The sequence below is a fragment of the Pantoea sp. App145 genome (genome assembly GCF_047947045.1).
Lineage (GTDB): Bacteria > Pseudomonadota > Gammaproteobacteria > Enterobacterales > Enterobacteriaceae > Pantoea.
In genome coordinates, this window is record NZ_CP133290.1 from 2,317,756 (window position 1) to 2,332,749 (window position 14,994).

12 protein-coding genes are annotated in these 14,994 nt (G+C 51.1%); 6 read left to right on the plus strand and 6 right to left on the minus strand.

Annotated features, from left to right (window positions below; all coding sequences use genetic code 11):
• Positions 1-8 precede the first annotated feature (8 nt).
• Positions 9-221: a hypothetical protein gene (locus RCF31_RS10650; protein ID WP_416410301.1), complete on the minus strand. Its 213-nt coding sequence runs from the start codon at positions 219-221 to the stop codon at positions 9-11.
• Between the two features lie 129 nt (positions 222-350).
• Between RCF31_RS10650 and RCF31_RS10655 the strand changes: the two genes are divergently transcribed.
• The 4 genes from RCF31_RS10655 to RCF31_RS10670 all read left to right on the plus strand — a co-directional run bounded on the left by RCF31_RS10655 (position 351) and on the right by RCF31_RS10670 (position 8,221).
• Positions 351-647 (plus strand): hypothetical protein, encoded by a 297-nt coding sequence (locus RCF31_RS10655; protein WP_416410303.1) that lies wholly within the window; start codon positions 351-353, stop codon positions 645-647.
• Positions 648-911: 264 nt separating this feature from the next.
• Positions 912-2,030, plus strand: coding sequence for an efflux RND transporter periplasmic adaptor subunit (locus tag RCF31_RS10660; protein ID WP_416410305.1), 1,119 nt, complete (start codon positions 912-914; stop codon positions 2,028-2,030).
• A 12-nt stretch (positions 2,031-2,042) separates the two neighbouring features.
• A complete protein-coding gene (locus RCF31_RS10665; protein WP_416410307.1) occupies positions 2,043-5,105 on the plus strand; it encodes an efflux RND transporter permease subunit in 3,063 nt (1,020 codons plus the stop codon).
• The gene (locus RCF31_RS10670; RefSeq protein WP_416410309.1) at positions 5,105-8,221 is read left to right on the plus strand and encodes an efflux RND transporter permease subunit; all 3,117 of its coding nucleotides are present in this window, start codon (positions 5,105-5,107) and stop codon (positions 8,219-8,221) included. The genes RCF31_RS10665 and RCF31_RS10670 overlap by 1 nt, the downstream gene beginning before the upstream one ends.
• Before the next feature lie 68 nt (positions 8,222-8,289).
• Here RCF31_RS10670 and RCF31_RS10675 read toward each other — a convergent pair whose 3' ends face one another.
• From RCF31_RS10675 to kup, 3 genes are all read right to left on the minus strand, one after another.
• The gene (locus tag RCF31_RS10675) at positions 8,290-8,823 is read right to left on the minus strand and encodes a glycine zipper family protein (RefSeq protein ID WP_416410311.1); all 534 of its coding nucleotides are present in this window, start codon (positions 8,821-8,823) and stop codon (positions 8,290-8,292) included.
• 28 nt (positions 8,824-8,851) lie between these two features.
• On the minus strand, positions 8,852-9,196 hold the full coding sequence (locus RCF31_RS10680; RefSeq protein WP_313689316.1) for a hypothetical protein: 345 nt from the start codon (positions 9,194-9,196) through the stop codon (positions 8,852-8,854).
• A 528-nt stretch (positions 9,197-9,724) separates the two neighbouring features.
• Entirely contained in the window at positions 9,725-11,590 is a 1,866-nt protein-coding gene (gene kup, locus RCF31_RS10685) for a low affinity potassium transporter Kup (RefSeq protein WP_416410313.1), read from the minus strand.
• Between the two features lie 222 nt (positions 11,591-11,812).
• Here kup and RCF31_RS10690 point away from each other — a divergent pair, with 222 nt between their 5' ends.
• Positions 11,813-13,240, plus strand: a complete 1,428-nt coding sequence (locus RCF31_RS10690) for an alpha,alpha-trehalose-phosphate synthase (UDP-forming) (protein ID WP_416410315.1) — start codon at positions 11,813-11,815, stop codon at positions 13,238-13,240.
• A 13-nt stretch (positions 13,241-13,253) separates the two neighbouring features.
• Here RCF31_RS10690 and RCF31_RS10695 read toward each other — a convergent pair whose 3' ends face one another.
• Positions 13,254-13,490: a helix-turn-helix domain-containing protein gene (locus tag RCF31_RS10695; RefSeq protein WP_416410317.1), complete on the minus strand. Its 237-nt coding sequence runs from the start codon at positions 13,488-13,490 to the stop codon at positions 13,254-13,256.
• Between the two features lie 158 nt (positions 13,491-13,648).
• Here RCF31_RS10695 and RCF31_RS10700 point away from each other — a divergent pair, with 158 nt between their 5' ends.
• Positions 13,649-14,032 carry a cupin domain-containing protein gene (locus tag RCF31_RS10700; protein WP_416410319.1) on the plus strand — a complete coding sequence of 128 codons (384 nt, stop codon included), beginning with the start codon at positions 13,649-13,651 and terminating at the stop codon, positions 14,030-14,032.
• A 9-nt stretch (positions 14,033-14,041) separates the two neighbouring features.
• Here the strand turns inward: RCF31_RS10700 and RCF31_RS10705 are convergent, their stop codons facing one another.
• Positions 14,042-14,725, minus strand: coding sequence for a helix-turn-helix transcriptional regulator (locus RCF31_RS10705; RefSeq protein WP_416410321.1), 684 nt, complete (start codon positions 14,723-14,725; stop codon positions 14,042-14,044).
• Positions 14,726-14,994: the final 269 nt, after the last annotated feature.

The window sequence follows — 14,994 nt, forward strand, 5'->3', positions numbered from 1 at the left end:
CAATCTCATTATTTACGCGTCTTTGTAATAATTACCGAGAAGAGCTTCACCAAACTATGCATATTTGCAAACAAGTAAGTCTGTGATGATAAAAACGAAACATCGGCCTGAAACCCGTTACTTCTTTCATAGCCAGCGTCAGCCACATCAGCCGATGTGGTTTTAACCTGACAGCCGCTGCACGAAAGATGCATCAAACAGATCAGATCCTGATTTTTCATCCTATCCCCCGGCGTTGAAATTGGTGGTTATTTTCCATGTTGATTTTCTTTCAATCCGCGCTAAAACTTAAATAGCTTTGATGATAAAATTTCAAAGCAGGCTAATTATTATCAAGATAAGGATATAATATGAAACATCTCACCTCATTACTGACCCTGACCATGTTGTTTTCCGCCTCTTCATTTGCTGCAAAGCAAGTCACCGCAGATGAAGTGAAATCAGGAGAATACGTAAGCATCGGTAATATTTCCGTCACCCAAACTGGTACCCCGACCGTGGGTCATAAAGCCTTTTCTAAAGCGGCTAACACAAAGTGCCATGAGAGCGGAGAAATAAAATCCAGCCAATGTTATTACCGAATCGTTGATGAAGTCGGCCATAAAACCGATCACAAAGATATTGGTCTGGAAGTTTATAAAAAATAGCCTGACTGGAAAGTTGCCCTATAGAACGAGGACGTTTTATAGGGCACATCATTATTAAATAAGGAGTTACCATGATAAGGACTATCCAAGTTACCCCACAATTTATTCACCGCCTGTTTCTCTCATATTTATCATCTGCTGAAGTAATTGTTACATTCTGGCCAGCGTTAGTGAGGCACTACCGACACTATAATTATCAACATTACCACTGCGCATCAGAACGTTTTAAAGGGTCAATGGAATTGCAACTATAGAGTGGTCTTTATGAAAAAAGTCACTTGGTCTGGGTTGTTGTTGATTATTTTTTTATGCCTGATTGCGGCCTGGTATGTGTTTTTTCGTCAGACGCCCCCCGCCAACACCACACATGAGCAGAGTACGCCCGTTACTGCCGTGGCGGCAAAACTCAGTGATGTGCCGGTATTCATCGATGCGTTAGGAACAGTGACCGCGACCCGCACCGTCACCATCGTGCCGCAGATCGACGGCATTCTCGACCAGGTTTATTTCAAAGAAGGCCAGCCGGTGAAACAAGGGCAGCTCATTGCCCATATCGACTCACGCCAGTTAGAAGCGCAACGGTTAGCTGCGCAGGGAACCCTGGTTCACGATCAGGCGCTGCTGCTCAATGACCAGCAGAATTTACGTCGCTACCAGCAGTCGATCAAATCCGGTGCCATTACCCAACAAATGCTGGATAGCCAGGTCGCGACGGTCAAAGAGGATGAGGGCACGGTACAGACCGATTCCGGCACGGTAAAAAATCTTGATGTCGAGTTAAGTTATACCGCCATCACCTCCCCGGTGGATGGCGTTATTGGACTGCGTCTGGTCGATCCAGGCAATTACATCACCACGACCAGCACCACCGGAATTGCCGTGATCACGCAACTGGATCCCGCCACGGTGCTGTATGCCGTTCCAGAAGATTACCGGGACCAAATCAGCGCAGCCATAACGCGCGGTACGGTGCCCGTTTTCGCTTATAACCGTGATGATCAGCGTCTGCTCAGCCAGGGACAGCTGATTGCCGTCGATAATCAGGTGGATACCAGTACCGGAACCATCAAAGTCAAAGCGGAGTTCCCCAATAGCGGCAACGTCTTGTTTCCCAATCAGTTTGTCAATATCCATATGCAGGTCAACACCCTGAAGCAAGTCCCGGTCATCCCCACCGCCGCGATCCAGCACGGCAGCAAGGGGGACTTTATTTTTGTGGTCGGCAACGCGAATAAAGTTGAACTGCGTAAGGTAAAAGTGGGACCGACCAGCGGGCAGAATAGCGCCATCCTCAATAACGGCGTGCAGCCCGGTGAGCGAATTGTTACCGACGGTGCAGACAAGCTGGATAACGGCTCACTGATCCGCATTGTGTCGCCGTGATATGGGGCTGCCATGAATGTCTCTCGCCCCTTTATTGAGCGCCCCATCGCAACGACCTTGCTGATGATTGCTCTGCTGCTGGCGGGGTTATTGGGCTATCGCTTGCTGCCAGTGTCCGCACTGCCGGATGTGGACTATCCCACCATTCAGGTTTATACCCAGTATCCAGGGGCAAGTCCCGAGGTGATCAGTACCTCCATCACCGCCCCGCTGGAAGTGCAATTAGGGGAAATGGCTGGCCTCAAGGCGATGAACTCCACCAGCTCGAATGGCGTTTCCATCATCACACTGGAATTCGATTTGGCCTTATCACTCGATGTGGCGGAGCAAGAAGTTCAGGCGGCAATTAATGCCTCGGCAAGCTACTTACCCACCAATCTGCCTTATCCACCGGTTTACAATAAGGTCAATCCCGCCGATGCGCCGGTACTTACCCTGTCTCTCACTTCGGATGTTTTACCGCTCACAGAGGTTGAAGATCTGGCCGATACCCGGCTGGCGCAGAAAATTTCCCAGATTACCGGCGTAGGTCTGGTCTCTATCGGCGGTGGTCAGCGTCCTGCCGTCAGGGTCGAGGTCAATAGCCAGGCACTGAATGCACTGGGTATTTCGCTGGATAATGTCCGCACCAGTCTGGGCAATGCTAACGTCAACCAGGCCAAAGGCAATCTGATCGGTCCCTGGCAGGCGTTTTCGATTGGCGCTAACGACCAACTGCAATCGGCGGCGGATTACCAGAAGATTATCATTGCCTACAAAAACGGAGCCCCGGTGCGGCTGGCGCAAGTTGCCAGCGTCATTGACGCCTCAGAAAATCGCTACCAGGCAGCATGGACCAACACCACACCCGCCATTGTGCTGAATATTCAGCGCCAGCCGGGAGCCAACGTGATCGAGGTGGTTGACCGGATCAAAAATCTCTTACCACAACTGCGCGCCAGCCTGCCGGGCACCGTTAAGGTCACCATCCTCACCGATCGCACGCAAACCATCCGCGCTTCCGTCACCGATGTCGAGTACGAACTGGCGGTCGCCATTGCGCTGGTGATCATGGTGATCTTCATCTTTTTACGCAAACTCGCCGCTACCGTCATCCCGGCAGTCACCGTCCCTCTGTCACTGATTGGCACGCTGGCGATTGCCTGGAGCCTCGGTTTTTCACTCAACAACCTGACGCTGATGGCCCTCACCGTCGCCACCGGTTTTCTGGTTGACGATGCCATCGTCATGATTGAAAACATCACCCGCTATATTGAAAGCGGCGACCCACCGCTGGAAGCGGCGCTGAAAGGCTCAAAACAAATTGGTTTCACCATTATTTCGCTGTCGGTATCGCTGATTGCCGTGATGATTCCACTGCTATTTATGGGGGATGTGGTCGGTCGTCTGTTCCGGGAGTTTGCTCTGACGCTGGCCATCGCCATCGTCGTTTCCGCTGTTGTCTCGCTGACGCTCACACCAATGATGTGTTCACAGATGTTTAAAACCCATGAGGAGACCCGGCGGGCCGATTTCTTTGATCGCATCAATCAACATTATGTACATAGCCTGGGCTGGGTGCTTCGCCATCAGGGATGGGTGCTTTTTTCGGTCGCGCTCACCACGCTGCTGACTTTCGCGGTACTGCTGTTGATGCCCAAAGGCTTTTTCCCTGAACAGGATACCGGATTGCTGGCGGGGGTTTCTCAGGCTGCCCCGGATATCTCTTTTCCCTATATGGTGCAGCAACAGCAGCAACTGGTGAATGAAATTTTAAAAGATCCAGCCGTTGCCAGCCTGTCATCGTTTGTCGGCATCAATCAGACTAACCCCACCCTTAACCAGGGAACGGTGCTTATCAATCTCAAAGACAAAGGGGCTCGCGATAGCAGCAGTCAGGTGATGCGCCGTCTGGCGGATGCGACGGCAAATCAGGCAGGCATGCGCCTTTATCTGCATCCGGTACAGGATCTGACGCTGGATGACAGCATCTCCACCACCAGTTATCGGGTGGGGTTACAGGCCACCGATCCGGGGATATTGAACCAATGGACCACCAAATTGCTGGCTGCGATGAAGCAGGACCCGGCCTTCGCCGACGTGCAAAGCCAGGCGCTACAGCAGGGGAATCAAGTTCAGCTGACATTTGATCGGGCCACCGCATCCCGCCTCGGGGTAACGCCCCAGGCGATTGATGATGTGCTGTACGATGCCTTCGGTCAGCGCCAGATTTCCACCATTTATACCCATCTGAATCAATACCATGTGGTGATGGTCGCCGACCGGGAAACGGCTGAGCTGTCCGGCCTGCTTTCCGGGTTGTATGTCAGCACCTCATCCGGTGGAATCACGCCTTTGGCAACCCTGGCAACGATGGCAGTGATCCCGGCCCCCGTCACCATCAATCGACAGGGGCAATTCCCCTATGCGGATGTATCGTTCAACCTCGCGCCCGGCTACACGCTGGGCACCGCCCTGACACATCTCGATCACATCAAACAACAGCTGGCGATCCCGTTGTCTGTGCAAATCGCGCTCGAGGGAGCAGCCGCAACCTTTCAGGCTTCGCTGGCCAGCCAGGCTTTTCTGGTGCTGGCGGCGATTATTGTGGTTTATCTGATGCTGGGCATTTTGTATGAAAGCTTTATCCATCCGATCACCATTCTGTCTACCTTACCTTCTGCGGCGCTGGGGGCCTTGCTGGCGCTGGTGATCACCGGTACTCAGTTCGATATTATCGGCCTGATCGGCATAGTGCTGTTGATTGGGATCGTGATGAAGAATGCCATCATGATGATTGATTTCGCCCTTGAACTGGAGCGTAACCAACAGCTTTCCGCCACTGAAGCGATTTCCCGGGCAGCTGAGCTGCGCTTTCGCCCAATCCTGATGACCACTATCGCCTCGATGTTTGGTGCCCTCCCGCTGGCATTTGGCACCGGTATGGGATCGGAATTACGTCATCCGCTGGGGATCGCCATCATTGGCGGCCTGGTGGTCAGCCAGTTACTGACGCTGTTCTCCACCCCGGTGATGTATCTGGCCATGCACCGCATGGGGGATGCGGTAACGCGCTGGCGCGCAAGGTCGTCCTGATGAACCTTTCAGCTCCCTTTATCCGGCGGCCTGTTGCCACCATCCTGTTAGCGGTTGGCATGGCGCTGGCGGGCATACTGGCGTTTAACTTGTTGCCGGTGGCACCGTTGCCCGAGGTAGATTTTCCCACCATCAGCGTGACAGCCACCTTGCCAGGAGCCGATCCCAATACCGTCGCCACCTCCGTGGCCACGCCACTGGAACGCCAGTTTGGGCAAATATCCGGTATTACGCAGATGACCTCCGTCAGCTCACTGGGCGCGACACGTATCACCATGCAGTTCGATTTGAACCGCAATATCAATGGCGCGGCGCGTGATGTCCAGGCGGCGATCAACGCGGCACGCACCAACCTGCCAGCCAACCTGGAAGGTAATCCGACTTATCGTAAAGTGAATCCCGCCGATGCACCGATTCTGATCCTCAGCCTGACTTCCGATTCCGCCACCCGTGGGCAACTGTATGATGCCGCCTCAACCGTGCTGCAACAAAAACTGCTGCAAACCTCAGGCGTTGGCGATGTCACCGTGGGCGGCGGTGCCTTGCCTGCGGTGCGTATTGAACTCAATCCTGACCGCACCAATCACTACGGTATCAGCCTGGAACAAATCCGCACCGTGATTGCCAATGCCAACGTCAATCTGCCCAAGGGAACGCATCGCGAAGGTAATCAAACTTACACCCTGGGTGCAAACGATATGCTGTACCGGGAAGGGGATTATGGGCCTTTGGTGGTCAGCCAGACACCGCAGCAGGTGGTGCATATCGCCGATCTTGGCTATGTACGGCAGGATGTCGAGAATCTGGAAAATTACGGCCTGTCGAACGGCAAACCTGCTGTGCTGTTGATCGTCTATAAACAACCCGGTGCCAACGTGATCGACACTGTCGATAACGTGAAAGCTGAACTGCCATTTTTATCCGAATCGATCGCTCCAACCATCAAACTGAACATTTTGATGGATCGCACCACCACTATTCGCGCCTCGTTGCGGGAAGTGGAGATAACACTGCTGATAGCGGTGCTGTTGATCACGCTGGTGACCTTTGCCTTTTTCCGCAACTGGCGTACTACCCTGGTTCCCGCCATCGTGGTTCCCCTCTCACTGCTCAGCACCTTTGCGGTGATGTATTTCCTTGGATTTAGCCTCAATAACCTGTCACTGATGGCGCTGACGATTGCGACCGGCTTTGTGGTGGATGATGCAATCGTAGTGGTGGAGAACATCATGCGCCATCTGGAACGGGGGAAGCCGCCGGTCCAGGCCGCTCTCGACGGTGCACATGAGGTCGGGTTTACGGTGCTGACCATTAGCGTGTCGCTGGTAGCGGTATTTATCCCGCTGTTGCTGATGGGGGGCATCGTCGGACGACTGTTTCGTGAGTTTTCGGTCTCGTTGTCGGTCGCGATTATGATGTCGATGCTGATTTCGCTGACGGTAACGCCGATGCTGGCAAGCCTGGCGCTGCGCCATAAACCACGGCATCCCCCTCAACAGGACCACTATACCCACACCGGCTTCCACCGTTTTTACCAGCGCACCCTCGGTTGGGTGCTGCTCCACCCGGTGTTAATGGGTACGGTGACACTATTGATACTGGTGCTGAACGTGGTGTTGTACATCATTATTCCTAAAGGTTTTTTCCCGCAGGAGGATACCGGCAGATTGATTGGCAGGGTGCAAGCCTCGCAAAGTATCTCCTGGTACGCGATGCAGCGTAAGTTTCAGCAGATCAACCAGCTGGTGCTCAAAAATCCCAGCGTGGCCTCGGTGGGCAGTTTTATTGGTGGCTCGAACGCCATCAATAACGGCTTTATGTTTGTCACCCTGAAGCCTTTAGGTGAACGCAAAGCGAGTGCGGATGAGGTGATTGGTCAGTTGCGCCACTCGCTGGGGAACATTCCGGGCGCCAGGCTTTACCTGCAGTCCGCGCAGGATATTACCGTCGGTGGCAGGCAAAGTGGTGCGCAATACCAATATACCCTGACGGCTGATGAACAAACCGACCTGGATAGCTGGGTGCCGAAAGTGGTGGCTGCCATGCACACGCTCCCCATCCTGCAAGACATCAATACCGATCAACAGGATAACAGTTTGCAGGCAACGGTGAATGTAGACCGTGATACCGCTTCCCGACTGGGGGTGCCATTTGCCTCAATCGATCAGGCGTTATATGACGCTTTCGGCCAGCGACAGGTATCAACCATTTATAAATCGACCAATCAATATCATGTGGTGATGGAGCTGGCCCCCGAATACTGGACCGATCCGGCAGCACTGACCGGAATTTACGTTCCGGCTGGCACGCCCTCCGGCGGCGGAGGTAGCCCAACGGTAACGCCGTCCACTCCGGTGTCGTCAGAAGGAAATACGCTGATTCCCCTTGCTGCGATGGCACATTTTACCCTGAACCGCACAGCCATCTCGATTAACCATCAGGATGCTTTTCCCGCTATCACGGCCTCATTTAACCTCGCACCTGGGGCTGCCATTGGCCAGGCAACCCAGCAGGTGAATGACGCTATCGCCCGGTTGCGCATGCCCGCCAATATCCAGGGAAGCTTTTCAGGAACGGCACAGGTGTTTCAGCAATCCGTCGCCAGCGAGCCCTGGTTGATTCTCGCGGCGTTGATATCGGTCTATATCGTGTTGGGTATGCTGTATGAGAATCTGATCCACCCGCTGACGATTATCTCTACCCTGCCTTCTGCCGGTGTGGGGGCATTAATTGCTCTGCTCATCACCGATACCCAGCTTTCCATTATCGCGTTAGTTGGGGTGATCTTGCTGATTGGCATCGTGAAGAAAAATGCCATCATCATGATTGATTTCGCCATAACGGAAGAACGTGAGCATAAACGCAGTGCAGAGGAAGCCATTATGCGCGCCTGTATGATCCGTTTCCGTCCCATTATGATGACCACCTGCGCCGCCATTTTAGGGGCGCTGCCGCTGGTCTTAGGTTCAGGTTATGGTTCCGAGTTTCGGAAACCACTCGGTATTTCAATTATTGGTGGTTTGTTATTTAGCCAAATGCTGACGCTTTACACCACACCGGTTATTTATTTATGGCTTGACCGCACCTGGCAACACTTTCGCCGTACAAAGAAATAAATACGAATAAATAATGCCTGCCAGTTTAAAAATGGCAGGCATTATAGTTTTAATTAACCCGTTGTTAATCAGGGCATATAATCAGGCGGTACATCGTCTCCTGGCTGTGGATAATAATCAGGTGGAACCGCTGAGGGGGCAGGAGGCGGTGCGACATAACCCGCAGGCATTGGCACCTGATTACCTTTTGCGTACATGCACTGAACATACACATTGTTATATTGCTGCTGTATATCATCATTACTGCGCAGGGATGAATTATTGGCCACAGCGCTGCCCACTAGCAGACCCGCCCCGGCCCCAATCAGGGCCCCCGGCCCTGCCTGGCCGGAAGCTGCACCAATTAATGCTCCACTGGCAGCCCCTATCAACGTTCCTCCGGCAGCGTTAGCTGTCACGTTATTATTCGCCTGTTGCGTAGCCTGGCTCAGATTTCCTCGGGCAAAATCACGGCAGAGGGAATCGTCAGTCTGAAACTGCGCATAACTTTTACCCGTACCGGGCAATGCCGTCACATTCGGCCCGCTGGGGGGCGATACACAGCCGGATAAAAGCACGCAGCCCAGCGTAATAACCGCCGGATACCATGTCATTGTTTTCATGCTGGCTTGACCTCTGATGGGTATTTATTTAATACGGGGCCGGTGCTGGAGCCACCACTTTAAGCCAGCCGGATGGACAACGTTTTACCTGCGGATAATATCCTCCCGGACTACGGCAATAGTAAGCGCTGGCCGGTGCAGGCTGCTGAACGTAAACCTGAGGAGCGGGTGGTGACACATAAACGGTTGCGGGCGGACCGTAATAAGGTGGCGGGCCGTAATAAGCAGGCGGCCACCAGATTGGCCCGGCACCAATAATGACACGGGGGCCACCATAACCATGATAGTAATAACCTCGTGCGTAGGCTAAGTGAGGTGCGCTTATCCCCACCAGTAAAGTCATCACAATTTGCAAAAAGATGAGTCTTTTCATGATACACCTTCGGAGACAACACAAGTTGTTAAATAAACGGGGCAGACACCATTTGATACATGCGTTGTTTATAGCGCTTCTTTATAAAACAATATCAACCTTACCATTTTAATTTAGAACACACGCGCCAGTATTCCTGAAGAATTAAGTAAATGATTCGCAAACATATAGAAGAAATCATGGATAAAACATTCAATTGTGTTTCTGCAATATATTTAGCATGAGAAAAAATATTCGCAGCCATCGTTAAGTTATTAACCTGACTGATTGAAAAAGATAAGTATTAATGCCTCGGCCGCATAGATCATACAGGCCAGAACAATTTTCGCCCACAGATTACGATGGGAGAAATGCTTTAAAATCACACAGATAATAACAAAAAGTATTTGCAGTAATTCGCGCAGATGTAAGAAATGAGTGATAACCATAATGTCCCCTACAGCTAACTAAAGGTTGTAAAACTATACCTTTGGTTAGCCTGTTCGGCATGGATATCTGCTTTAGATTTAAGAACCGTCTAGGTTCAGCTTAGAACTCCTTTTGCCCGCCCAACTCAATCACCCTATTGGGTGGAATCATAAATTGTTCATGTGCCCGCAAGGCATTACGTTGAAAGAAATGGAAAATCGCCCCTTTCGCCCGCGCCAGGCCATTTCGTTTCTTCATCACCAGCGTATCGTGTGAGGTAAAAAACGATGCTTCCTGCAAGGTACAACCAAACCCCTCCAGTCCACATAAATGCAGGATCTCCTGCATCGACGGCACTTCATGCCAGCCATAAGCCGCTGTCACCTGCCAGAACGAAGGAGAAAGTTGCTGGATGCTGATCCGTTTCTGGTTATGCACCCTTGGCGTATCGATGGTCCGGATGTGCAAAAGTACCGTCCGCGCATGCAGCACGCGGTTATGTTTAAGGTTGTGCAGCAACGCCTGGGGAATTTCATATTCCTTGCGTGACAGGAAGACAGCTGTACCTTCCACCCGTTTCGGCGGATTCGCTTCCAGCGAACTGATCATCGCTTTCAGTCCTACCGGATCATCCGCCAGACGACGGATCAGCAGCGAGCGTTCACTGCTCCAGATCAGCATCAGGACCAGCATCGTCATAGCCAGTAACACTGGCACCCAGCCGCCAGACAGCAGTTTCATGAGATTGGCACTGAACAGCGGGACATCAATGATCAGCATACAAACGAGGAACACCAACGCCACCGCCCGCGGCCAGCGCCAGTTTTTAAAGGCAACCACACTTGCAAGACAAGCTGTCAGCACCATAGTCCCCGTGACCACGATACCGTATGCCGACGACAGCGCTGAAGATTGGCGAAAAGAGATAATAATCACCGTCACTGCCGCGAACAGCAGCCAGTTAGCGACCGGGATATAAATCTGCCCGGACTCAGTTGATGAGGTATAGACGATGCGCACCGGTGGCAGGAATCCTTGCCGGATGGCCTGATGCGTCAGGGTATAAACACCGGAAATTACCGATTGCGCGGCGATCACCGTCGATAAGGTCGCCAGCACAATCAATGGGATCTGCGCCCAGTCGGGAGCCAGCAGGTAAAAAGGATTACGCACCGCGTCAGCGTCCTCCAGCACCAGCGCCCCCTGGCCGAAGTAGTTCAGCACCAGCGCTGGCATGGCAATAACCAGCCATGCCAGACGAATCGGTGTTTTTCCCAGATGGCCCATATCCGCATACAAGGCTTCAGCCCCGGTCACCGCCAGCACCACCATGCCCAGCGCGGCAAAGGAAAGCGCCTTATGGCTGTTGAGAAATTCCAGCGCAAAGAGTGGATTCAACGCCTGCAACACGCCAGGGTTCATCATGATGCCGCGTATACCCAGCACCGCAAGGGTCAGAAACCACACCAGCATCACCGGACCAAATACCAGGCTCACCCGCTCGGTGCCGTGTTTCTGAATAATAAACAGCAAGGTCAGGATGATCACTGAAAGCGGAACAATCAGGTGGTCCAGCCCAGGTGCAACCACCTCAATCCCTTCAATCGCCGACATGACCGAAATGGCAGGCGTAATCACGCCGTCACCATAAAAGAATGCACTGCCGATCAGCCCCGCCAGCACAATAAAATATCCGGCGCGACCGGTGACATGTTGACGCGCCAGTGACATCAGCGTCAGGATCCCGCCCTCACCGTCATGATCGGCGCGCATCACAAAGCAAACGTATTTCACGGTGACGATCAACGTCAGCGCCCAAAAGATCAGTGAAAGAAACCCCATCACCGCTGCTGGTGTCGGACTGCCATCGGGCAAAATTGAAAGGCATTCCCGCAACGTATAAAGCGGGCTGGTGCCGATATCACCAAACACAATGCCTGCTGCCGCCAGCATGCCAGCCGGAAGAGATTGCTTTGTTGAAGCCATAAGGAATGCATCCTTTCAGAGGGTTATCACACGCGTCAGATAGCCAGTCTGCCAACCACTGGATGAAGCAATTATAGCTGCTGCCCCTGACTAACGAAGTGGAGAGTAAGGCCCGTTTTTGCCTGATTTTTATACCTGTTCGTCGTTTTTTTACGCCTTTTTTATATGCAGAACGCTTAAATCAATGGAAATGGTTTTCATCGTGATCAAAGGGAAAATGCTATGTCAGGCTTCATTCTGGTTTCGCACAATCTGTCACGGGCTGCGACCTTATCCGCGCTGTATGAAAGCATCCTGTCACGCCGCGGTGGGTTGTGGATTAGTTGGGACGGAAAAACTCAGGCCATTTCATCAGAGACACCTCACCCGCTGCATTTTCGCCACGGCCATAAATTTGACACCCTCAGCTTCCCGCTGAGCCGGGGTGAAGTGGAACAGGGCTACCATCATTATGTTCATCAGGGGTTGTGGCCGATTTTTCATCAGCGACCTGACCTGGCGCGTTTTAATCAGGACGATTTGAGCCAGTATCGGAAACTCAACGAAAGCTATGCCAGGGCAATCGCCGAATACGCCATGCCCGATGATGTTATCTGGGTCCAGGATTACCACCTGATACCGAGCGTGAAAATGCTACGCACTGCCGGGCTGACAAATCGCATCGGCTTGTTTTTCCATCAACCCTTCCCGGCAGGCGTGGGGTTTTCCGCCATTCCTGACTGGTCATGGCTGGCTGAGTCGTTATTGTGTTGCGATCTGATTGGTTTTCAGACCAGCCAGGATATGAACAATTTTCTGTTGTGGGTCGAAAGCACATTCCGCTGCGAACGCCTGAGCGTCACGCGCATACGCATTCACGGGCAGATTATCAGCACTGGGGTGTATCCGGTGGGTATCGATTTGGAAGATGCGCACTGTCTACTGGCAAGCAACAGTTGCAGTTATATGGAAGAACAATGTCGGGCAACCCTGCCGGAAAACACCATCCTGAGCGGCGGCCATCTTGATGACAGCGCCGGTCTGCCTTATCGCATCAGCGCCATTGAGGTGTTGTTGCGCCATCACCCGGATTACACGGGAAATATGATGTTGCTACAACTGGCTTCTCCGGCTGCTGGCTACACATCGCGCACGGCTGAGTTGAGCCATGAGCTGGAGAATCTGTGCGGTGAAATGAATGGCGTACAGGGTACGCTGGAATGGTGCCCGATCAGTTATCTGACCAAAGCCTACAGTCGGGAGGAGCAGGCCGGTATCTATCGTGCGTCTCGTGTCGCGCTGGTCACGCCGCTGATGGCGGGTATGAGCCTGATGGCGAAAATGTATGTTGCAGTGCAGGATCCCGCCAATCCTGGCGTGTTGATCCTGTCGCAGTTTGCCGGTGCGGCAGAACATATGGAGGGTGCATTGATTGTTAATCCTTATGATCCCGATGCCATTGCTGACGCCATTCACACTGCGCTGCGTATTCCGCTCAGCGAACGGCAAAATCGTCACGCCCGGCTGATGAAAGGCATCCATCAGCAGGATTGTCACTGGTGGGCAACGCGTTTTGTCGAAGATCTCAGTGCCCCGGAAAGTGAAGACATCGGATTAATGGCGGGCAGCCTGATGTTGTCTTCAGGGTTTAACGGGCGTGTGAGGTATTAATTAAAAAACGATGTCACGACTTATGCTTTCTTAATTGGTAACGACTCGGCCAGATTTCTTCGGCTTTTACGCCGATCGCACCCGCAATTATACGTTCTCCGCGCAACCATGGACGGTTTAGCGTGTTGATTAATGTCCCCGAAGAAAGACCAAATTCCCGTGATAGTGCAGCCATTGATTTTTTCTTCTTTCTGATCGCCGCAAGAATATCTTCCCGGTGCCAGTCGGATAAGGGTTGATTTGAGTCCATTCTTTTATCTCCAGCATAATGGGAAGTTTTTTAATTTAAAATTGACAGTACAACATTAATCTATGCAATACTTAACTCGATAATCATAGATCATTATGATATTGACGCTCATCAAATGGACAGAGTATGGAATACTTATTTTATAAAGGAGTATTAATGTGATCTTATTCTCAGATTTTCAGACCGATGGTGCAATCAAGGACAATTCTGTTGGAATTTCAATTCAAAACCTGATTAATGGCACGGAGCAGGATCTCTACGCAACTGTGATTGAAGCAGGAAATAAGGTTGGCTGCCATTGCCACCACGAAGCCGAAGAGTGGTATATCATCCTTTCTGGTGAGGGTGCTATTTTTACTGCCGAAGTAAATGAGGGGAGTTTAGGTCATATCACCAAAACGGTCTTCAGGCGGGGCAGTACATTTTGTATCTCGCCAAATACCGCGCATCAGCTGGTCGCTCATACGCGCGTAGAATTAATATTTTTATGCCCGCCATCGCATCTGACATATGATCGAACGGGTTTTGACAGTATTTCCTAAGAAACTCTGTTAAATTGATAGAGATTCTGGCGTTTTGAAAAAACTATCCGGAATATAATTAGATATGTTATTTTCATAGCAGAACTCTATCAATCCCCTTCTTGAGCTAACATTGGCTTTTTGATAAACATTCTGGATATGGTTAGTCACTGTGCGATGTGATATATGGAGGTGAGCAGAAATATCTTTCGCTGAAAACCCTTGCAATAAGTAAAATACGATCTCCCATTCTCTTTTTAAGAAGAAATCAGATGGCGGAGTAAACACCAGAGACGAGGGTATTTTAATTTTATCCAATCGTGTTAACGTAATCATTTCCACTGGTCTGCCATGAAAGATAGTTCCTATGCAGACACCATGACTGTCCATTAATGGATACTTATCAAAATACCACGGCTGGAGATAATGGTTCTGCTCAAAAGGGTGTATCTCTATTGAAGTAACTCTATCCAATAATTTTTCAACCTTACGATCATGGGCCTGAAACTCATTTTGAAACTCAGCCGTTGAAGCGGGTAATTCTCCGTCATATCGACCTTCAACATTAAAACCATGCGGTAGTGAGAGTAGCTCATGATAGCGTTTATTGGCATAGATAAACTTTGAATTTCTATCTTTAGCCCCCCATGGCTCACTGCTTACCTCCCAGAATTTAATCATTGCCTGCAATTGATAATCATGCGAACCACTCATAAACACTCCTTGTTTACCCTTCAGTACGAATAACAAAAGACTATTCGTGATATTATCAAGAGTAAAGATCCACCTTAAATTAAATAACTATTCATTAGTATAATGTGAGTCAGGCTACAGTTTAAAAGTATCAATAAGTAGTTTTTACTCAGTAAATTAACATGGAATTATTTACGTTTCCTTGTAAACACCCATTAAATAATACCGGCACCAACCCGTAGCGGCGCGATTTATCGCGCAATGCAGTGCACAGCGCAATAAACAAGGGA